This window comes from Mucilaginibacter sp. P4_C11, from assembly GCF_056402115.1.
Window position 1 is genome coordinate 15,772 of sequence record NZ_JBFUIA010000046.1, and the last position, 21,615, is coordinate 37,386.

Annotated in this window: 20 protein-coding genes; 10 read left to right on the forward strand and 10 right to left on the reverse strand. The window is 41.9% G+C overall.

Annotation, left to right across the window (positions count from 1 at the left end; all coding sequences use genetic code 11):
- On the forward strand, nt 1-759 hold the full coding sequence (locus AC1DU2_RS27970) for a hypothetical protein (RefSeq protein WP_477388606.1): 759 nt from the start codon (nt 1-3) through the stop codon (nt 757-759).
- Nucleotides 760-1,103: 344 nt separating this feature from the next.
- On the opposite strand, the gene AC1DU2_RS27975 is transcribed toward AC1DU2_RS27970, so the two are convergent.
- Entirely contained in the window at nt 1,104-3,002 is a 1,899-nt protein-coding gene (locus AC1DU2_RS27975) for an SPFH domain-containing protein (RefSeq protein WP_477388608.1), read from the reverse strand.
- A 217-nt stretch (nt 3,003-3,219) separates the two neighbouring features.
- Entirely contained in the window at nt 3,220-3,552 is a 333-nt protein-coding gene (locus AC1DU2_RS27980) for a hypothetical protein (protein WP_477355856.1), read from the reverse strand.
- Nucleotides 3,553-3,588: 36 nt separating this feature from the next.
- Between AC1DU2_RS27980 and AC1DU2_RS27985 the strand changes: the two genes are divergently transcribed.
- The 5 genes from AC1DU2_RS27985 (at nt 3,589) to AC1DU2_RS28005 (ending at nt 5,937) form a co-directional block, all read left to right on the forward strand.
- Nucleotides 3,589-3,747 (forward strand): hypothetical protein, encoded by a 159-nt coding sequence (locus AC1DU2_RS27985; RefSeq protein WP_477355853.1) that lies wholly within the window; start codon nt 3,589-3,591, stop codon nt 3,745-3,747.
- Between the two features lie 56 nt (nt 3,748-3,803).
- Nucleotides 3,804-4,211 (forward strand): hypothetical protein, encoded by a 408-nt coding sequence (locus tag AC1DU2_RS27990; protein WP_477388610.1) that lies wholly within the window; start codon nt 3,804-3,806, stop codon nt 4,209-4,211.
- A 148-nt stretch (nt 4,212-4,359) separates the two neighbouring features.
- Nucleotides 4,360-4,905, forward strand: coding sequence for an RNA polymerase sigma factor (locus AC1DU2_RS27995; protein WP_477388612.1), 546 nt, complete (start codon nt 4,360-4,362; stop codon nt 4,903-4,905).
- Entirely contained in the window at nt 4,886-5,158 is a 273-nt protein-coding gene (locus AC1DU2_RS28000; RefSeq protein WP_477388614.1) for a hypothetical protein, read from the forward strand. Before AC1DU2_RS27995 ends, AC1DU2_RS28000 begins: the two co-directional genes overlap by 20 nt.
- A 95-nt stretch (nt 5,159-5,253) precedes the next feature.
- Nucleotides 5,254-5,937 (forward strand): ClpP family protease, encoded by a 684-nt coding sequence (locus tag AC1DU2_RS28005; protein WP_477355841.1) that lies wholly within the window; start codon nt 5,254-5,256, stop codon nt 5,935-5,937.
- A gap of 180 nt (nt 5,938-6,117) precedes the next feature.
- Here the strand turns inward: AC1DU2_RS28005 and AC1DU2_RS28010 are convergent, their stop codons facing one another.
- The 5 genes from AC1DU2_RS28010 to AC1DU2_RS28030 form a co-directional block, all read right to left on the reverse strand.
- Nucleotides 6,118-7,344 (reverse strand): multidrug effflux MFS transporter, encoded by a 1,227-nt coding sequence (locus AC1DU2_RS28010; protein WP_477388616.1) that lies wholly within the window; start codon nt 7,342-7,344, stop codon nt 6,118-6,120.
- 220 nt (nt 7,345-7,564) lie between these two features.
- Nucleotides 7,565-8,737, reverse strand: a complete 1,173-nt coding sequence (locus tag AC1DU2_RS28015; protein ID WP_477388618.1) for a BamA/TamA family outer membrane protein — start codon at nt 8,735-8,737, stop codon at nt 7,565-7,567.
- A gap of 257 nt (nt 8,738-8,994) precedes the next feature.
- On the reverse strand, nt 8,995-9,348 hold the full coding sequence (locus AC1DU2_RS28020) for a hypothetical protein (RefSeq protein WP_477388620.1): 354 nt from the start codon (nt 9,346-9,348) through the stop codon (nt 8,995-8,997).
- 390 nt (nt 9,349-9,738) lie between these two features.
- The gene (locus AC1DU2_RS28025) at nt 9,739-10,548 is read right to left on the reverse strand and encodes an alpha/beta fold hydrolase (protein ID WP_477388622.1); all 810 of its coding nucleotides are present in this window, start codon (nt 10,546-10,548) and stop codon (nt 9,739-9,741) included.
- Between the two features lie 9 nt (nt 10,549-10,557).
- Nucleotides 10,558-11,874 (reverse strand): GntT/GntP/DsdX family permease, encoded by a 1,317-nt coding sequence (locus AC1DU2_RS28030; RefSeq protein ID WP_477388624.1) that lies wholly within the window; start codon nt 11,872-11,874, stop codon nt 10,558-10,560.
- Between the two features lie 380 nt (nt 11,875-12,254).
- Here AC1DU2_RS28030 and AC1DU2_RS28035 point away from each other — a divergent pair, with 380 nt between their 5' ends.
- Nucleotides 12,255-12,614 carry a response regulator transcription factor gene (locus AC1DU2_RS28035; protein ID WP_477355823.1) on the forward strand — a complete coding sequence of 120 codons (360 nt, stop codon included), beginning with the start codon at nt 12,255-12,257 and terminating at the stop codon, nt 12,612-12,614.
- Nucleotides 12,615-13,582: 968 nt separating this feature from the next.
- Nucleotides 13,583-13,954, forward strand: a complete 372-nt coding sequence (locus AC1DU2_RS28040) for a response regulator transcription factor (protein WP_477355820.1) — start codon at nt 13,583-13,585, stop codon at nt 13,952-13,954.
- A gap of 80 nt (nt 13,955-14,034) precedes the next feature.
- Here the strand turns inward: AC1DU2_RS28040 and AC1DU2_RS28045 are convergent, their stop codons facing one another.
- From AC1DU2_RS28045 to AC1DU2_RS28055, 3 genes are all read right to left on the reverse strand, one after another.
- Nucleotides 14,035-14,409, reverse strand: coding sequence for a hypothetical protein (locus tag AC1DU2_RS28045; protein WP_477388626.1), 375 nt, complete (start codon nt 14,407-14,409; stop codon nt 14,035-14,037).
- 73 nt (nt 14,410-14,482) lie between these two features.
- Nucleotides 14,483-14,989 (reverse strand): GbsR/MarR family transcriptional regulator, encoded by a 507-nt coding sequence (locus AC1DU2_RS28050; protein ID WP_147052884.1) that lies wholly within the window; start codon nt 14,987-14,989, stop codon nt 14,483-14,485.
- A 200-nt stretch (nt 14,990-15,189) separates the two neighbouring features.
- Nucleotides 15,190-16,305 carry a hypothetical protein gene (locus AC1DU2_RS28055; RefSeq protein WP_477388628.1) on the reverse strand — a complete coding sequence of 372 codons (1,116 nt, stop codon included), beginning with the start codon at nt 16,303-16,305 and terminating at the stop codon, nt 15,190-15,192.
- A 241-nt stretch (nt 16,306-16,546) separates the two neighbouring features.
- Here AC1DU2_RS28055 and AC1DU2_RS28060 point away from each other — a divergent pair, with 241 nt between their 5' ends.
- Together AC1DU2_RS28060 and AC1DU2_RS28065 are read left to right on the forward strand one after the other, a co-directional pair.
- The gene (locus AC1DU2_RS28060) at nt 16,547-19,666 is read left to right on the forward strand and encodes a tetratricopeptide repeat protein (protein ID WP_477388630.1); all 3,120 of its coding nucleotides are present in this window, start codon (nt 16,547-16,549) and stop codon (nt 19,664-19,666) included.
- A 36-nt stretch (nt 19,667-19,702) separates the two neighbouring features.
- On the forward strand, nt 19,703-21,580 hold the full coding sequence (locus tag AC1DU2_RS28065; RefSeq protein ID WP_477388632.1) for a TonB-dependent receptor domain-containing protein: 1,878 nt from the start codon (nt 19,703-19,705) through the stop codon (nt 21,578-21,580).
- Nucleotides 21,581-21,615: the final 35 nt, after the last annotated feature.

The following is a 21,615-nucleotide window of genomic DNA, read 5'->3' on the forward strand; positions in this document are numbered from 1 at the left end:
ATGGACCAGCTTATTAATGCTAACTCATTTGAGTACAAGTACGAACGACTTGCAAGCTCAGAACTTATCGCTATTATCCGCAATTCAAGAAACTTTCAGCCTCTTGCTGTCGAAACGGCGTACATCGAACTTCAGCGCAGGGACTTGCCCCCCGAACAGTTTAAAGAAGTAAATGACGAATTTAACCTTTACCTGAAGCGTAAAGTTACCAAACAAACACAGGAGCTAAATTCGCCAAAACCTGAGCAAGCAAAAAAAGTCCCCTTAAATCAGCAGTTCTTTTCGGCAAAACGGGTAATCGGCATCGTTTCGTTAACCGTTTTAGCCGTGTATTTTATTACGCTTGCCCAGGGCGACACCGCCGTTTTACGAATGATTACCGAATCCAGCTCGTACCGCCCGTCCTTTTTGTTTGTAGTAATACCTTATTTAATGTTGCCATTGGGTGCCATTGGTTTTGGTTTGAGAAAACAATTAGGATGGATAATGCTGTCATGGGCCGTAATGTATAACGCGCTCAAACAGGCTTTTTTTTTTAAAAAGGACCTTGATATTAAATTAAACGACCGTTATACCGATATCATATCAACAGACGAAGTTATCCGTAACGCCATTGTTATCGGTTTTTTTGTACTGATATCTGTAATAGTCTGTCTGCCCGGAATCCGTGCCAAAATGAAAACCGGCATACTAACCATGGTGTTAACCATAGTTGCGGCAATTGGCTTTTTAGCATTGCAGGTGATGAAAGTTATTTAGTTTGGTGGAATTAAACACAAATGGCGCATCGAAGGGTGCGCCATTTGTGTTTACATGGATGTTGATTTAAATTTCTTAGCCCTTGAAGCTACTGTGTGTACACATCTTTAAAACAAAAGAAAATGTCATTTCGAACGAACCGGAGGTGGATTTAAGCAGCAGGGTGAGGAGAAATCTTTAACGATTTGCATCAACACAAACATATCGGAATGCGGGGCGTACAAGATTTCTCTTTCGCGCCCCGCTTTTTCCCACTCAAGCTCTATCGAAATGACATTCATATTAAAAAGATGTGTCACACACAGTAGGCTTTTGAAGCGACATGCCGGTTTACCAACTACTCACTACTCACCACTCACTTTTCCGCCACTCATTGCCCCACCTTCTTCATTGGCTTTTTGCAATTTTTTAAGCATTTCGCTGCCAATTAAGGCATCTATAATACCATTGCCACCGCCTTCCTTGCCGCTTACCATTATTTCTGGTACCAGTTTAATACCATTGCTGGCAAGGGCTTCGGCTACACGCACAATGGCGTATTGTTCGGTACCCATGGCTTCGGTTTTTTGTTTGGTAACTTCGGCTTCGGCCATACCTATGGCTTTAATTTTAGCACCTTCGGCCAAACCATTCACTTCGGTGGCGTTTGCATCAGCTTTGGCGTTCACGGTTTTGGCTTCGGCATCGGCCTTGGCAATCGTGATCCTAACTTCGGCATCCGCTTTGGCGTTAATGGTTTTGGCTTCGGCCTCTCCACGTGATGCAGCAACCCTTGACGCAGCCATCTGTGTATTTATCTCAACCTGGCGGGTCGATTTTACAACCTCTGGCTGCATATCGGCACCGGCACGGGCGCTTTCAAATTCCTTACGTTCAATTTGCGCGTGGCGTTGTATCTCGTAAGTTACTTTTTCCTGTTCGGCTATTTTACGGTCGGTTAAGGTTTTCATCAAAGCAGCTGGTGGCACTATATCGCCAATCAGGGTATCTACACCTATTACATTGTAACTTTGCAGCACGGTGCTAATGTGTTCTTTAGCATCGTTTTGCCTTTCAATACGGTTGGCTAAAAAGCCGATAACATCACTCCGTTGGGCCGAGTTACGGAAATAGTTGGCAATGGTGGGCTCCAATACCTGCGATACCAGGTTTTTCATTTTACCAAAACGGGCTATCACTTTTGGCGCTTCGTTACGCGGAACGTGTATAATTTGTGACACATCCAGGTTGAATGTAAAACCATCTGATGACCTTACCGTAATAGTACACAGGTTTTTATCAAGCTCATGTGCTTCGGTACGGCTATCGGCCCAGTTTAGCACGATGTTGGTGGTAGGCACAATTTCAACCGCATGGGTATAAATGTTCACCGGGTGTTTACCAGGGTCAAGCGGTTCGTCCCAAACGCCTTTTTCGTTACGTTTTACAATATTACCATGTTTAAAGGCATCACCGCTGGTATCCTTACCTTCGGGGCCTACAAAGGAGTTAACAACGCCTACATAACCAATGGGTATGTATATCATATCTACCTGCTCTACAATTACAAACCAGGGGTTAAGGTAATAAGTACCGGCCAGGATAACATCCTCCTGCAAGCCCTTGCGGCCGCCGGCGTTAATAAACGCTATAGGATCCTGGTAGTTTTTATGCCCATCAACCGAGTAACCGGCAATCTCGCCTTTTGCCAGGGGCTCACCATCCAGCGTGGTAATAATACCTACTTTGTTTTCCTGTATCTGGGTAATAGGCACCGTTACAATCTCGAACAAGAAAGTATTGATACGGTAACTACCCGGCGTAAGGAAAGCCGCCTGCGGGCCTTTTTGGCCATTGTTGTCAAGGAATGCAATAGCATCCTGGAACTTATCACAGTTTACCGGTTTACCCAGCACACGGCCTGTATCAAAGGATGCACCGTCCTTTGCTTTTACCAGCCCGAGCTTGTTTTGCTCAATAATGGTAAAGGGCTCCATGGTAATACCATACTGCCAGGGCCACATACCCCAGTACAAGCCCGGCGCAAGCGCTTTGGCCTGCATACCGGCCTCGCCATTAGTGGCAATAATCCTGCCATCGGGCAACCGCGACTTACCCGATAGAGTAAACTTTTTAACCACCAGGCCAATACGGTCGTCAGGGACGATCACCATCCCAAAGAATACGCGTAAAACAAATTTGTACAGCACCAATAATAAAATTACGGGCACGGCATAAAAAAGCATAACAATTGATTTGTCCATTTTTTTAAGATTTAGAATTTAATTTTTTTTTGATTTTTTTAACGGAACCCTTAAGGTGCGGGCCCTCACAATACTAAGTAGCATACCTTTTGGAAGGGAGTCCTTGGCTATTTAGTGTCATTTAGACAGTTACGGTTATAGGTTGTTACAACAATTTTAAAAAATATTTTTGGATTTGGGAATTCGGATGTTCGATTTCGGATTTGGCAGGATTTCCCTATCTAATCAATTCCTCAGCGGTCATTTTAAAACCCGCCTTAAAATTGACGGTTGCGATACCTTCTGATATCCCCAGCTTACGTTTTGGCTTGATAAATTGCGATGCAGAAAGGAAATAGCCAATAATTTGCGTGTTATTTCTATCGGCAATTGCAAAACTCAGTCCATCTTTAACTTTCTTCAATATCTCGGCAAAATGAGTTTTCAACTCGTCTACAGTAATTGTTTCTATGTCAGGTTTCATGTTATAATAATACATTTTACTTGTCAGGTTATCAAGCGAATATCCCCGTGATACTTTAAATAATTGTAAACAAATTTCAATCTCCATGAGTTAAGATAGTAACGTTACTAAAACCTCACTATCATGGCAACATCATCATATAGCAAAACCGGACGCAAAAAGGCTGAAGTTAACGCTGCTAAACCTGCGGGCGAAGAATTGAAAACCGACTTCCCTATGAGCGAAAAGGACGAGGTAAAAAAAGCCGAAGAACGAATGAAAAAACAAGCGAAGGGCAAATAATTTTCTGTTTATTTTGGAAGCAATTTTATAGCTTAGGCAAACAATTATCCCCCATCATGATTAAACATAGCTTTTTATTGTTTGCTATTGTATTGCTGTTCATCACCGCGTGCAAGCCCTCGGTTTCGGTTACCACCCTTACCGGTAAATGGAAATATGTAAAGGTAGAGCACCCCAATGCCAGCCCTCCCGATACGATGAAAAAGGCCGATTTGGATGAAGTGGCACCATACATTCAATTTACGCCCGAAATGAAGTTTTTGATTGTGTGGGGTGGTAAATTCCTCTCGCATGGAACTTTCCCGTTAGATGGCGGCAATATGAACATAACCGAAGCCCTGCCCGATGGTAAAACACGCAGCTATGTTTTCACCGTATCGGAACTTACGGAAAACAAGATAATTTTTGAAACTATCGGTGTTGATGGATCAAAGGTAACTGCGTTAAGGGCGAGTAAATTCTGAGGTCAGTTGCCTGTGGCGAGAGGCGTGGTTCGGCTTGTGTGCGGGAGGTTCGGAATACCTGAAAATCATTGAATCTTTTTTCAAAAATTTTTCTTCAAAAAAGGTGATATATCTTCCCTAACTTGCACATAGTAATAAACAGTAAACAATGGATACAGTTAAATTACAGGAGCAGGCGCAGCAAAGACAGGAGCTTTTTGTAGGGCTATATAAACAGGTATTCCCTGCTGTGGCAAAGTACGTGGCCCGCTGCGGGGGCTCATTTGATGAAGCTAAAGATGTTTTCCAGGATGCCTTATTAAGCTATTACGAAAAAACAGCACAGGTCGGGTTATCGGTTAACAATAGCGACGGAGCTTATATTTACGGTACCGCCCGGTATCTGTGGATAAAACGTTATAAAGAAGGCGGCCAAACCTCGCCGTTAAATGAAGCTCTTATAGTTAACACTGCGGAAGAAAACATCAGTTTACCCGATGGTAACAAACTACTCTACTTTTTGGAATCTGCCGGCAAGCGCTGTATGGAACTGCTCCGCTCGTTTTATTATGATAAGCTGCCGATGACCCAGGTTGCCGAAACATTTGGCTTCTCGGGTGTACGATCGGCAACCGTGCAAAAATATAAGTGCATAGAAAAAGTAAGGGAAACAGTTAAACAAAAAGCACTAACCTATGAGGACTTCCTTAAATAACATAGCCCGGATAGAAGCACACCTGCTTGGCAGCCAAAAGCCCACTGATGCTTTACTGTTTGAAGCCATGCTGTTGCTGGATGATAGCCTGCATGTTGATGTATCTGCCCAAAAACAAGTATATAGCCTGGTACAGCAATACAGCCGCAAACAATTAAAACAAGAGATAGAGGCGGCTCATGAGCAACTATTCAACCAACCCGAACATCAGAGTTTCAAACAGAAAATAACCCGGTTATTTTTTAAGTTTTAAGTCGAAAGTTCTAAGTCTTAAGCCCGGAGTCTTGATAGACAAAAAACAGGACTTATGACTTAAAGCTCACTACTCACCACTCACTACTTCAAACCATGAATATTGATAAACAGGAATTCCGCAAATACGCGGTCATGCACCATGCTATTGCCGGTTCGCTGGTAGACAGCTACATCTCAGGAGTCGAAAAAAGTGCATTGCCAACGGCCATGACACCCTATATTACCGAAGAGCGCGAAATGCGCGTAGCCCAGATGGACGTATTCTCGCGCCTCATGATGGACCGCATCATTTTTATGGGCCAGGCCGTTGACGATAACGTAGCCAACATTATCCAGGCGCAACTGCTTTTTCTGCAGTCTACCGATGCTAAAAAAGATATCCAGATGTACATTAACTCGCCCGGTGGCTCGGTATACGCCGGCCTGGGTATTTACGACACCATGCACTTCATCAGCCCTGATGTGGCTACCATTTGTACAGGCATTGCCTTATCCATGGGCGCGATATTGTTATGCGGCGGCGCAGCCGGCAAAAGGGCTGCCTTAAAACATTCGCGCGTAATGCTGCATCAACCATCAGGAGGGGCGCAGGGCATGGCATCAGATATCCAGATAGCAGCACAACAGATATTGCTAATGAAACAGGAATTGTATGAAATAGTTGCTAAACACAGCGGCCAGCCTTACGAAAAAGTTTACCAGGTATCTGACAGGGACTATTGGATGATAGCCGCCGAAGCCAAAGAATTTGGGATAATTGATGAGGTGCTGATGTAGGCAGATGTGCAGATTTCAAATTTCAGATGTGCAGATGGGGGGGCAGATCTTAGATCGGTGGCAATGTTGAGTTGTAAAAAGGGTTGTCATGGTGAGCCTGTCGAACCATAGCGGGCGAAGGTCTGTCCACGCGAGTCTTCGACAGGCTCAGACTGGCAGGCCTCTTCCTTCGAAAAACTTTCAATGCGCCGCCACTGCCGCACCGGCCACTGCTTCCACCTTATTCTTAATAAACCGCTTTCCTACAAATAATACTACAAAAGCCACAACCGAGGATGCTGCCATTACACCGGCCATCGGCAACGTGCCTTGGTTTTGAATAAGTGTGATGCCGTATGATGCAAGCGCACCTATCGCCATTTGCAGCGCGCCCATTAATGCCGATGCCGAGCCTGCGTTTTTGGTAAATGGCGCCAACGACAAGGCGGATGCATTGGGGCTTGAAATGCCCACACAGCACAAAACACCAAATATCATAACGATTGTACCAGCCATACCAAACCAGCCATTTAATGATCCGGTTAAAAATATCGCCGAAATTATAACCAGGCAAACCACGGTAACATTTATAATTCGCTCGCTTTTATAATACCTAACCAACAGGCTGTTTACCTGGCTTGCTCCAATAAAGCCAATAGATAGGCCGCCAAAAACCCATCCGAACGCACCTTTGCTTACCTTAAAAATGCCGATAAAAACAAGCGATGACGATGCTACATAGGTAAACAAACCGGCGAATATAAAAGCGCCGCTTACTGCGTAAGTAAAAAATTGAGGCTCTTTTATAACCGCCCAAAAGTTAGTGATGATGGGTACAGGCTTAAGCGAATAAGTAGGATCGGGTTTGTAACTCTCGGGCAGGAAGAAAAACACGGCAATAAATATCAGTACAGCAATCACAGTAAGTACTAAAAATATCGCCTGCCATTCAAAATGGTTAACTATAGCGGTGCCGGCGGTTGGTGCAAGCATGGGCGAGGCGCCCAACACCAGTATAAGCAGGGCAAATACCTTGGCATTGTCTTTTACCGGGAATAGGTCGCGCACCATGGTCATTGCTGCTACCGTTGCAGCACAGCCTCCAATGGCCTCAAAAAAGCGCATTCCCACAAGCATCGGTAGTGATGTCGAAAAAAAACATCCTACCGAAGCAACGATGTATAAAACGAGTCCGAAATAAAGGGGGCGTTTGCGTCCAAACCTGTCAAGTAACGGCCCATATAATAGCTGACCAGCCGATATACCGATAAAAAAGCTCGACATCGTCAGCGTCATCTGCTCAGGGCTGGTATGTAAATACGCGGCAATGGTATCAAAAGCCGGCAAATACATATCTATTGAAAATGGCGCCAGCGCTGTTAGCGAACCTAATATAAGGATAAGGAAGAAGTATCTTTTTTTAGTCATGTAATTTTGCGGTCAATAGTCGATAAACCATTGTTTATGGATTTTGTTAATCAGAAACCTGTGGGCAAAGATAGTACTAACAACAGATAATGGTTGCCAGGGCATCATTAAAGGTGCTTTTATTACCATAGGATAACATCATAAATTATCAACCAGAGATTACCTGTCTACTAAGACCATCACTATGGTCTATATAGACCATTGACCATAGACGTCTCAACTAAAACGTCTCGCCCAAATTCAGATTAATTGACGAATAGTTACGGCTTACACCATAATCAAGGCTAATATTAGTACCAGATTTTTTATTGAACTTAAACCTAAGGCCGGTGCCCCCCGCGGGATGCCAATAGGTAAATTTATAGGTATCTGGTTCGGTTACCGAGTTCACGTTGGCAAATAAAACAAAACCCAGCAAGCCGTTGCGGGTAATATCGCGGCGGTATTCGGTTTCAAAATAAGCCAGTCGTTGGCCGCGGTAACGGTTTTGTTGAAATCCCCTGCCCGACCGCTGGTACGGCTCCCAGCCTAAACTGGGCAGGTTTAAATAAGGAGTGCCTGGCGTAAGCGATGTCCAGTAATACGTCCAGAATGCCAATACATTTTTGGGGCCCGAATTAGTTAACGAAACATACTTACGCAAATCGATGTATAACGATTGCCAATTGGTATGGCTTCCCAGCACTTTAGTATTAAACCGGTACGACACGTTAGCATAAACCCCGGGCAAAGGGTCAATTGAGTTTCTGCGTGTATCATATAACAAATTCAGGGTGGCTCCCGATGAAAATGCATCCTGGCCAGTTGCGGTACCATACTTGTACTTGGTAAAATCGCGCAGGGTTTGTTCACCCTGGCTATCTATATCGGCATAATAATCAAGATTATACCCCACGCCGGCATAAAAATAAGGCTTTATTCTTTTTAGCACAGTTTGGTAAAGGCGTATGTAATTATAATCAACCAAAAATTTGTCGTGGTTGTTCATATTGCCCCCAAGGCCCCAGGTATATTGGGGGTAAACCAGTAAACGAATATCGCCTATAACGTTCCACTGATTATCTTTAAGCCAAACACTTGAACGAATCGGCAAGCCGTACCGCCCTTTAAGGTTAAAATAAGGGGTAAATACAACGGTAGAAAGATTGGTAGTCTTTTGATCGCCCAGGTAAAAGCCTGCTGTAGTTGAGGTAAACAGTGCTCTGCCTCCGCTCCGGCCGTCAGATGTTGAGATAGGCAGAAAAGAGAAATAAAATTTCTTCTTCTCGGTAACCGATACCTTCCGTGGCTTAACATTAAATACCGACCGGAAAACATCTATCAAGTCCCGCTGCGGAATAGTATCCGTTGGCCTTCTTGCTGTATCGGCATTAGGCCTGCTGGTTTGTGCCATTATAGCAAAAGGTATTAAACAAAACAATAATGCTACAAACGTTTTACCCATTATTTATTCAACGTAATATGTACACCTGCTGTTTGGCATTGTTGCCTGTAAAACCAAACTTTTAAAGAATAACCCGCCTTTAACGCATTTATTAAGCAAATTTTATTTTACACTTTGCTGATAATAGCACTCACTTAAGATAATAAAAAAAGCCCGCGGTTGTAGTTAAACCGGGGCTTTTAAATAAATTTAACTTTTTTTAACCTTTACTGGTACTTAACCGTAGTTACAGTAGTTGTTTTGCTGTATGGATGCGCGTGATGCCTTGGGTGTGCCCTGCGCCACGCAATACGGCGGGCGCGCTCTTTTTTCTCCCTTGCACGGCGGGTTTCATTACCAATAATGTAGCCGCCACCGGCGCCTATAGCGCCGCCAATTAAAGCGCCGCCAACATTATGGCCTATCAGACCGCCTGCAACAGCCCCACCGGCACCACCTATTATAGCGCCCTTACCCTGGTCGCTTATTCCCTTTTTCTTTGTAGTTTGGGCCTGGGTGTTTTGTGCAAACGTTAACAACATCGCAAAAGACAGGCAGGCAAATATGATTAGCTTTTTCATGGTATAATGTATCTGATAAGTGTTAATAATTATCACCTATACAAATAACAGGCCAAGTATTCAGTTTGCAGTAAGCAGCGGGCAGTTTGCAGTAGTAAACTTACTATTTGAGTGGTAGCTTACAGTATTTAGTTTTGGGCGCGTATCCCTGCGGGCCGGGCTCATACTGCACAGGCATTAGGCGCGAGGCCGGTATCCGCTTTTATCCCTTACGCAAGAGTTGTCTGAATCAGGATTTTCAGAATTAAAGAATTAACAGAATTTTAAACACGATTTAGTGATCGTAACAAGATTAACAGGATTTTTAAACTGCAATATTTAACATAATGCCAACTCACAACTCACAACTCACAACTCACAACTCACAACTCACAACTCACAACTCACAACTCACTTAAAAAATTCCATCACACTAGTCGAAAACTGTACCGTTTTTGAGGCAGCGTTATGATCGCCGGGTACATAGCCTAGCTGGGATGTGGGGATCATTTTATGCAGTTCTGTTTCCGATCCGCCGTCATGATCTTCTGTGCCGTTTATCAATAATACGGGTATTTTTACTTTAGCCAATTCCTGCGGACTTGTTGAAGGCTGGTATTTTTGTTGCAACGCCAATGCGGGTACATCAAAAGCCGGGTTACTATGAATATACTTTATCATTCCGTCTACATCATGAAAACTGGTATCGCCCATTAAGGCTTTATAGGCATGAACACGTCTCGGCCATTCGGGATTGGTGTAAGCATCACCCATACCGCCCATAACCAGTTTTTGCACCCGCTTATCCAGCACCAATAGGCGCGATGCGATGATAGACCCGCGCGAATAGCCTACCACATTGTATTTTTTGATGCCCAGGCTACCCACCAAACCAATAATATCTTTAGCCTCGGCATCGTTGGCGTAACCGGCATCGGTATGTGGTTTGTCAGATCGTCCGTTACCCCGCTGGTCAAGTATAATCACCTTATAACCGGCTGCAAGCAAATCGGGGTAAAGATGGCCACTCTTCCAACCCTGGCCCGTGCCCGAAAACCCGTGGATAAGCACAACCGGGAAACCTTCACCTTTAATCTCGTAATAAATTTTTGTTCCATCGGCAGCAGTGTAAAAGCTCCCTGCGGTTTCCTGCGCAAAGCTGGTAAGGCCTATCGTCAGCATTATTACCAATAGCGTAATTGGTTTTACAATTCGTTTCATTGCGGGTAATTACCTTATAAACTGGTTAATAATTAATACCCCAGCCAACCCTGTTAACGAAACCAAAGTTTCCATTAACGACCATGACCTGATGGTATCTTTTATATTGATGTTAAAATACTCTTTAAACAACCAAAAACCCGAATCGTTAACATGCGAGAATGCCAGGCTGCCTGCACCTATCGAAAGCACCATTAAATTGGCATCAACGTGGCTTTTGGTCACCAGCTTTACCAAAATACCGGCTGCCGTAAGTCCGGCCACTGTTGCCGATCCTAAACTAACCCGAATGATGGCCGCTATTACCCAACCTAAAAGCAAAGGTGGCATGTTTAGCGTTTTTAACTGGTCGGCTATCTGGTCGCTTGCGCCACTGGTGGTCAAAACTTCGCTTAGAGCTCCCGAGCCGGCAATAATAAGCAGTATGAGCGCTATGTCTTTAACAGCATCGGTATAGTTTCCTGCCAGGCCGCTCATCTTTTTCCCTTGTTTAATACCTAATGTAAAAGTAGCCACGAGAAGGGCAATCAGCATTACGATAGATGGATCGCCAAGGAAGGCTATCAACTTTACCACAAACACGTTTTTGACACCCAGATAAGGAAATAAAGCCGAAAGCATTAGCAGTATTACAGGCAACAAAGCGGTAAAAAAGCTATTTAAAGCTCCGGGTAATTTTTCGGGCGGTAACTCGTCGGCCCTGAAAGTAGCTAATGGTTCGGAAGGTATTTTTTTTAAAAACCGGGCAAATAACGGGCCGGCAATAATAATGGCCGGTATCGCTATCATCAAACCATAAATAAAGGTTGTAGCCATATTTGCATGAAACATAGCTACCAATGCCGATGGCGAGGGATGTGGCGGTAAAAAGCCATGTGTAACGGATAAAGATGCCAGCATGGGCAAACCAATATAAACAGCCGGCAACTTATACTTATACACTACCGAAAATATAAGCGGCACCATCAATACAAACCCTATTCCGTAAAAAAGCGGAATGCCAATGATAAAACCGGCAGTAACTAAAGCCCATTGTATATGTTTTTCGCCAACTGCTTTAACCAGTACCTCGGCTATTTTTTGGGCAGCCCCGCTAACTGCCACAAGTTTGCCCAGCATAGCGCCCAGGCAAATAATGATGAGCAATTTGCCCATGATATCGCCCATACCTTTTTGTATCGAGGCCATTAACTTATTTATCGGGATGCCCAGTAATAGTCCCGCAGCTATGGCAACAATAAGAAAGGCTACAAAGGGATTTACCTTACCCCAGCTTACCAATAAAATAAGCAGGATAATACAAATAAGAATAATTGTTAATACCATTATATCAAACTGTTAATAGTTGGGCACTTAAGCCAACCCTTGCCCGACTAAAGTAACAACAATATTTGATTTTAAGCTTTTTACAGCCAAAAGCTTTTGGCATCATTTATTGATTTTATTTGGCCTCCCTATGTATTAACTATTTGTTAAAACCTCAAAAAACACAAGTAAGTTCTTTTTTTAAAAAAATGTTAATTAGAACAAAAATATTACTGAATCGTCATCCTTTTGTTCATTCCATTCTGCAAAAAATGTTTACTTTTGTTTGCTGACGTACCCGATAAATAATAGCCCCTACTACTGTTATCTCATAATTATTTCAACATAGTTAGCAACAGTTACTTAAATACATTTCGGCCTTTCAATTTTAATTTTTCATTATGTCAAAACGTATTTTAGTATTGGACGATAATCAGGACATTTTAGAAATTGTTCATGAAACACTCACGTATGAGCAATTTGAAGTGCGCAGTACATCAAATAGTGATGATGTATTACCAATAATAGCAGAATTCGGCCCCGACCTGGTTATATTGGATTATCGTGTTGCAGGTACAAACGGCGGCGAAATTTGCAAAAGCATCAAAGTTCACCCCCAATTTGGCAATATCCCTGTTATTATATTTTCGGCCTATTTAAGTAATGACGACCATCTTTTAAATTACGGTTGTGACGGCATTATCAATAAGCCTTTTGACCTGATTGAACTTGTAGAGAAAGTTAATAACCTAATTAAGTAATTGCCCAGGTATTCGGCCTGCATTTACCTAAAATCCCTCTCATTTTTACCGTTTTTTTTAATAAAGATTAGCAACAATTAAAAAAAAAGATCCTAAAAGGCATTGTATTTTTCAAAAAAATAATTTTCATGCCATAAAAATGATGAAACAACAATAAATAACCTTAGTGGTTGAGATATTGACAATAACCATATCTTTGTTATAGTAAAAATTAAATAATAATTAAATACAATAACCCCCTAATTGTATTATGGTTGTACAAAGTAATCAACAGCAAGACATCAAGCCTTTGCAAAAGAAAAGGCAGGCATGTCCAAGATGTAAAGTAGAGCTCGAAGAGCGGGTTCCGCGAGGTTTTTTTGCTAAGCATTTTTTATTTTTCCTCCCCATCAAAAGGTACATTTGCTATCGCTGCCAACGCAAACGATATGTACTTTATTAATCATTAATTAATTTTACAAACCAAAAGCATACAAATACTGACTTACTGGTAGTATTTATATATAGCTTGATGTTTTGTAGGGGCTATATCGTAAATTGCCCCCTTCTATATAGTATGACAGAAGATCAAAACATTAGCGAAAAACCAAGAACAGTATATTATTGCTCAAAATGTGGCGCTCCCTTCCACTTTAAAATGCGTCGCAGTTGGTTTACCAAAAGGGTTTTGTTTTTTTTACCCATAAAAAAGTATTTCTGTGCCAAGTGTAAAAAAGCAAGTTACATTTTTGCTAAGTAGTGCCCTTATTTAGTAGTATAAATACTCCTTTTTACATAACATTACTTAAATTTAATCTTCACTCCTGATAGGATTTTTGTTCACTTTACTTTAAAATTAAGTATAAACAGAATATTATACTGATTTAAAAGTACTTATCAATGCAATTGGTATAACATTTGCTTATCATCAACGTAAGTTGTTAATTAATGATTAACAGCATTTTTTGAAGATACTAAAATACAATACCATGAGACGGATATTAGCGGTTGATGATGACAAGGACATATTGGAGGTTTTACAATACATACTTGAGGAATCGGGCTATGAGGTTGAAACACTATCGGATGGGCATTACATTTTTGATAGAATCAGAAAACATAGTCCCGACTTGATTTTACTTGATATTATGCTGGGCGGCTTAGATGGGCGTGAGTTATGCAAACACATTAAAACCATGAAAGAGACCAACAATATTCCGGTTATCCTCATCTCGGCAAGCCACAATATTTCTGATCGTTCGCTCCAACATGATGGAGGCCCCGATGATTTTATAGCCAAACCATTTGACATCGACGTTTTATTGCGGAGCGTAAGAGCACAACTTAACCAGGCAGCTTAATTGCAAAATAGCAGGTAATCGCGAGGCACCTGCTATCCAGTTTTGTGAACGCTATGTTTTCAGCACCTGATTGATAACGATTATTCAATATTTACATTAAATGCCTTATCCCTTTTAGCCCGGTTTCGTAGTTTAAAAAACACAACCAGGTTTAAAAAGTGCATACCGCCTAAAATCAAAATTATCCATCCCAGCTTATAGCTCAATACTTCTACTACAACTTGTATACTGGCAATGGTGCCCGTTTCTTTTAGCGCCAGGCTCATGTAACCAATATTAATAAGGTAAAAGCCCACAACAAGCAGTTTATTTACAGAGTCGGCCAATTCATTGTTGCCATGAAAAATATCTACCAAAAAAATACGGCCATTTTTGAATAGTACTTTGGCAACCCAAACAGTTAAGGCGATGCTTACCAGCAGGTAAACAAGGTAAGTTAAAATAAAGTAGTTCATGTTTTTGTGATTGTTTATGTATAATTATTATAGAATTTTCAAGAAATATTGAAATTAAAATTCAAAAAAAATGTTATTTGAACATTTTAAATATCGAACCAAAAAACCAGTTTTCTTCCGCTTTTAGCATAGTGTCTAAAGTTGTGTTTACGTTTTTTGCCAGCTTATTAATATCATTTACCGACGTCTTAAAAGTTTTATAAGCAGGGTCATTTTCGTCACCTTTAACTTCAGTTAACTGGGCAAGAATCTTCAGTACCGGATCAAGCTCGCGTTTTTTACGTTCCTCGGCTACGCGGCGGGCGATTACCCAGGTGTCTTTTTCGGCATAAAAAAACTCTTTACGCTCACCGGTTTTATGTTGTTTTTCAACCAAACCCCAATCAATCAAATCTCGCAGGGTCATATTTGCATTGCCACGGGATATGCTCAACTCGGCCATCACCTCCTCGGTCGTTAAAGCCTCTGGCGATACCATAAGTAAAGCATGCACCTGCGCCATTGTGCGGTTTATCCCCCACTCCGATCCCAACTTGCCCCAGGCCTCAATAAACTTCAGCTTTCCTTCTGCCAATTCCATGCACAAATATAGATAAGTTTTTAAACTTTCAAAAATAAATGAAACAAAAACAGTATCAAGTAGTAAGTATCAAGTAGTAAGACTTTTATTTCCAGCTATGTAGTTTTCAAGTTCACTATATCAAATGATCAACCTTGAATACGGGCTGTTATTATATCCTATCAAAAAATCTTGATACTTACTACTTGATACTATTTCTACTACTTGATACTTAAAAACTCTTTATCTATCTTCTTATTCCACTCCTCCTGTACGCTCTCAATCATCCCGTGATTGGTTTCATCATCGTATTGTTTTTCCAGATCATTCATCTCCCTGAACGAATCCAGGTATTGCATGTTAATGGGGCCGTCATAATTATCAACCGTCAGCTTTTCTTTTAACAAATGTTGTTTAAAATGTTCCATCACCAATTTCACAATGTCAAAATGCCTTTGTTCGTGATTTAAGCTGTAAGGTGTACGGGCGCCGTTCTTTACCCAGCAGGCGCTTTTTGGCAAATACGGTTTAAGACTTATATGAACACAAACTATTCCTTTAACTACCTCAGCCTGTTCCCCGTAAGATATACTTGGGAAAACCTCGGCCTCATATTTACTGGCAGGCGGCTTTTGCTGAAAATCATCCCATTTTAAAGGCCGTTTAGCCGAGTAGTAAATGGTGTCGCCTTCAGGCTTTTCGGTATAGTCGCTAAAAATCAGTTTTACGCCTTTGGCCAATTTTATATTGCTATCGGCCTGCTTATTTATCCAGGTGTTAAAATAAGCCAGTCCTGCCTGTAACGAATTACTTAACAAACCGCCTATATCCATTTGCTGGCCTGTACTCCTGGTATAGCCTGTACCACCGCGGTAATCAACTAAGTGTATATCTTCACCCTCTTTTTTAAGCCAAAAAGATAATATAATGGATGATTTACCTTCAACCCTACCAAAGGTTTGTAATGTTTCATCCACCCTAATCTTCTTAATGTGAATAATTATAGGCTGCAATGTTTTATTGACAGGTACGTTTTTCTCAAAATATTGCTTAACCGCCATTGGCACGCCGCCTTGCAGATCCAGCGACACCCTGGGTGTAGTTGCCTGTGTTGCGGGTAACAACCAAGCTATCGGGCTTCTGTCATCGCGTTCATCAACAACGCCCACTACGTAAAACTCCTTTACCGGCACCAAAATTTTCGGTTCGGTTAAAACAATTGGCCCGTTTGTTTTTTGTGCATTACAAATCAACGGAAAAAACAAAATGAATAGCAGCTTAAGCTTCTTACCAGCAAAAAGATATATCCTGGCTGATATGAAAATCTGGCAACACATGAAAATAAACATATTATCAAACACGCTTAAAGTTTTAAAAAATTGCAGTGGGTTACACTAATTGGTTATTTTTGTCAAGGCCCGGTAGTGCGGATCAGTCAACAATTTTAAAGTTTTCCACACACATATCATCTTTAGTATTACCTTCGTTTTATAAACGTGTTTTCCACATTTGTTAACTACTTGTGTTAATTAGCCCTTTTCGTTTCGCTATTTTAGCACCATCGTTAGTATGCGCTTTATGATCAAAAAAAGATACATCCCCCTGCTAATCCCTGTTTTTATTGCTTCAGCCGCTTTTGCACAGCAAAACCCATCTACCCAGGTTTACAAAACTTACCATGCTGCCGTCGACCTCATGAGCCGGGGGCAATATGCTTCGGCTGCCGAGCAATTTCGACTATTGGAAGCAACCCGGCTTAAAACTACTACCCAGCCCAAGTTTGAATCAGACCTGTCGCTGGTAAAAGAAAACAGCCAATATTACGAAGCCTTTTGCGCCCTTAACCTTAATAATGATGATGCCGAAAGCATGTTTCAGCGTTTCATTAAGGAGCATCCCGAAAACCCGCTTACCAAGCTGGCTTATTTCCAGATAGGTAAATCATATTTTAAACAGGGAAAGTACGAAAAATCAATTGAATGGTTTGATAAAGTACAAGCCGGCGAACTTAACGGGCACGATAACACTGAGTACAAATTCCGTAAAGGTTATGCCTATTTTTCATTGGGCAACTACAAAGACGCACAATTGCTTTTTGCCGAAGTAAAAACCAAGAAAACCGAATTTACCGAAGATGCTACTTATTACTTTGCATACATAGCTTACCTCAATAAAGATTATCACTTGGCATTGGTGAACTTTGAGCGGTTAAAAAAATCAAAGAAGTATGAAAACAGCTACCCTTATTATATCTCGGCAGTTTACTTTTTAGATAAACGCTATGATGATGTAATAAACTACGCGGTACCCATTGTTAACAGCACCCACCAGCAAAACGAGACCGAAATGCTGCGCATAATTGCCGCATCGTACTTTGCCAAAGCCAATTTTGATAATGCGGTAAAGTACTATGGCCGTTTCCAGGACCGGGACCAAGGGCGTACACAAAACACGCAGGACAGTTACCAGATAGGTTATACCTTTTACAAGGTGGGTAATTACGCCCAGGCCGCCAGCGAGCTTGAAAAGCTGGTGGAGCAAAAAGATGTATATAGCCAAAATGGTAACTATACACTTGGTGATGTGTTCCTGAAGATGAACAATAAGCAAAGCGCCCGCAATGCTTTCCTTAATGCATCCAAACTTACTTATGATAAGCAATTACAGGAAGATGCCTTGTATGAGTACGCCAAGCTATCATACGAGCTGGACTTTAACACTGAGGCCCTTGCAGCTACCCGTTTATACCTTAAAAACTACCCTCGCTCACGCCGTAATGATGAGATGAAGGTTTTATTGGGCGAAGAACTGCTAAACTCCCGCAATTACAAAGAGGCGGTAGATATACTGGAGCCCATCCCCAACAAATCAGAAAGCGCCCAGATCGCTTATCAAAAAGTTACCTATTACCGCGGGTTGGAATTTTATAACGAGCGCGCCTTTGAAAACGCCATTGGTATTTTTCTTCGGTCGCTAAAAAATCCTATCGACCCAAAAACAGCAGCCCTTACCACTTATTGGATGGCCGAAGCGATGTACGAGGTACGTAAATACACCGAGTCGGTTGAAACCTTTGAGCAGTTTTTGGACATGCCCGAAGCCAGGGAAACCGAAGTAGCCAACTATGCCAACTACGCCGTGGGTTACGCCGCCTTTTATGGCGAACAGTATAAAAAGGCAGCTAATTACTTTGAAAAGTTTTTAGCTGGTGATGTTAAAGACGAAAGCACGCAAAACGATGCAGTAACCCGTATTGGGGATAGCTATTTTGTATTAAAAAGCTACGGCAAAGCGCTTGATTACTACAACCGCATTATTGCCAGGCATAGCCAGGGCGAAGATTATGCCTTGTTTCAGCGTGGGATGATCCAGGGATTGCAGGGATCGTTGGATACCAAGATAAGCACATTGAATGATGTGCTGAACAAATTCCCGAATTCTGATTACGCCGATGACGCATCATTTGAAATAGCTTACACCTATTTCCTGAAAACAGACGGCGAAAAAGCCAAGACAGGTTTACAGGCGATGATTCAGAAATATCCGCGCAGCAGCTACATTCCGCGTGCGCTGGTTACCATCGGGTTAATTGATTACAATGCAGGTAACGATGATGTGGCCGTTGAATCGTTCAAAAAAGTGATTCAGGATTACTCATCAACCGATGAAGCCAAGCAGGCCCTTAAGCAGATAGAAAAAATTTATACCGATAAAGGTGATGCCCAAACATTTATTACTTACGCGGCAACTACCCCGATAGGTAATTACACGGCTGCCGATCAGGAAAGCATTATGATAACCGCTGCCAACAACCTTTATTTAAAAAATGACTGGCAAGGTGCCCTGGGTGCCGTAAACGCTTATTTTGATAAGTTTCCGGGCAAACAGATTTACGAAAAACAGGCAAGATTTATAAGGGCACAAAGCTTAACCAACCTGAACAGAACACAGGAAGCCGTTGTAGATTACAATCTGATATTAAACGACTGGACAAGCGCTTACAGCGAAAAATCATTAATAGCGATGGCTAAACTCTATATCAGCCAGCAAAAATATAACGAAGCGGTAGTGTTCCTAAAACGCCTTGAAACCAATTCAGAATATAAGGCAGATTATACCTTTGCCATTAACAACCTGTTGCTTTGCTATGCCGAAATGAAAATGCCGGATGATGCCCTTAACTATGTAAAACTGGTTAGGGAAAACGACAAAACCGCACAGGAAGATAAATTCCGCACAGGTTTATATGCAGGTAAGGCTTATTTGCAAAGGGGCGATACAACCACCGCAATTAAGGAATTAAACTACACCATAACCAATACCAAAACAGTTGCCGCAGCCGAAGCAAAATACAATGTGGCACTGGTTGAGTATTTAAAAGGCCGGTACAAAACATCGCAAAAAATGTGTTTTGACCTGGCTAAAGAAATGCCAAACTACGATTACTGGGTAGCCAAAACATATATTTTATTGGCCGACAACTACAAGGCCCTGAAAGACAATTTCCAAGCTAAAGCAACCCTGCAAAGTATTATTGATAATTATAAAGCCGATGATGATATACTGCCAACGGCCAAACAAAAACTGGATGTGTTAAACGGTGGCAAATCAAGCAAAATTGCTGCGCCTGTAGTGCCCGATACCGGCGACAATAAAGCAGCTCCTGCAGATACTACCAAAACTCCAGCTCAAAATTAACAGGATAACGAAGAGTAATATAAAAGAAGACAAGCAATGAAATTAAGATACACCTATACGCTGCTTACCTTAATAATAGCATTATACTTTGTTCCTGCACAAGCGCAAACAAAGAAACCTGCAAAAAAGGCAACAGTAAAAACCACCAAAGCCAAAACGCCGGCTAAGGCGCCTGCAAAAAAAGCCACAACAAAAACCACTGTTAAAAAAACCGATGCCGGTGCAAAAAAACTGGGCGATGTAGTTAGCAAAGCCTACCAGGATACTACAAAAAAAGGCGGTGCCAACGGTAACAACCCGACAAACGGGGGCAGTTTATCAGAAGAGATTGTGGTAACCACTGCTTACAAACCAGTATTAGCCGATGCGGTAAAAATTCGGCGCAACCCCGATCTGGAAGATAAAGTGCCTTTTAAAGCACCATTAGCTTATACCCCGCTGGATAAAAAGCTTGACCAGGATTCGGAAATTAAACGTCTTGATGCTCAAAAACGGCCTGCCGAACAAGACTCGGTATTGCTTAACAACTATGTTAAAGCGGGTGTAGGTAGCATGAAAACCTTGTTTGGCGAAGCATATTTTGGCAATGGCCGCGACCAGGCTTTACAGGTTGGCGGTTTCCTGAAACACTTTTCGCAATCGGGCTCATGGGATAAGCAAACCGAAAGTAAAGATGAGGTTGGCGTGTTCATCAAAAGCATCAATTCAGAGAATACCATCAGCGGCCGCATCAATTATAAACGCCGTGGTGTTTATTTTTACGGTCACCCGGATTCAATCCCCCTAACCTTTACCCCGCAAAAACAATATTTTAATGATATCAGCGGCGAAGTTGAACTGGCCAAAAACTTTAAAGATGTTGAAAACGACTTTACCTACTCGGTAAAACTAAATGGATATTCATTCGGCAATGCCTATAAGGCACGCGAAAGCAATATTGTACTTTCGGGCTTTGTAAACCAAACCATTAAACAGTTTTATACCGGCCTGGGCGCTTCGGTTGACCTGGCCAACCCTAAAGACAGTGCCTATAACTTAAATAACAGCATCCTGCGGTTAAACCCTTATATCAAATTCCAGGGCACCAACTATAAAATTGATGCAGGCGTAACCATCGCTAAAGAGTTTGGCGACTATGACCGCTTTTTTGTTTTCCCGGCTGCAAAACTAGAATACCAGGTAATACCCAAATATGTACGCCTGTTTGTTGAGGCCAAAGGTGATGTAAACAGGGCATCAATACGCGATTTTGCCAATGTAAACCCATACATCAATCAAAATATAAAGCTTCAAAACTCCGTTGATCAGCTGGATATCAGCGCCGGCCTAAAAGGCACACTGGCACCGGGACTTAGCTTTAAAGCAGCTGTATTCCGCAACAGCATAAAAGATATGGCCTTATTTGTAAGCACTCAAACTACCCAAGGTTATAAATTTGATGTTATATATGATAAAGGCCGGTCGCGTGTAAGCGGTTTTAATGGCGAGCTTGACTTTAAAGCAACCGAAGATGTAAACATTTTTGGCCGCGTTGAGTTTAAGGATTATAAAATGGCAACAGAAGCGCAAGCCTGGAATCTGCCTAAGTTTTTGTTAACAGCGGGTACCGCCATACATATTAACAATAAAGTAAGCATAACCGGTTCATTATTGATACGAGGAACTGCCTATGACAGGCCATTTGGCATTGTGCCGGGTCCGTTAGGGACGCCGTCGCCAAATACAAGCCTGTTAACCGAGAACCGCGAAATTGCTTCCTTTGCTGATTTGAATGGTGGTGTTGAATACCGCGTTACACCGGTTATTACTGTATTCGCGCAAGCAAATAACATTTTAAACTCAGGTTATCAAAACTGGGTATACTATCCTAACTACGGATTTAATATCTTTGGCGGCGTTGGTTTCTCGTTTTAAGATTATTGAATTACCATAAAACCGTATTTTAACAA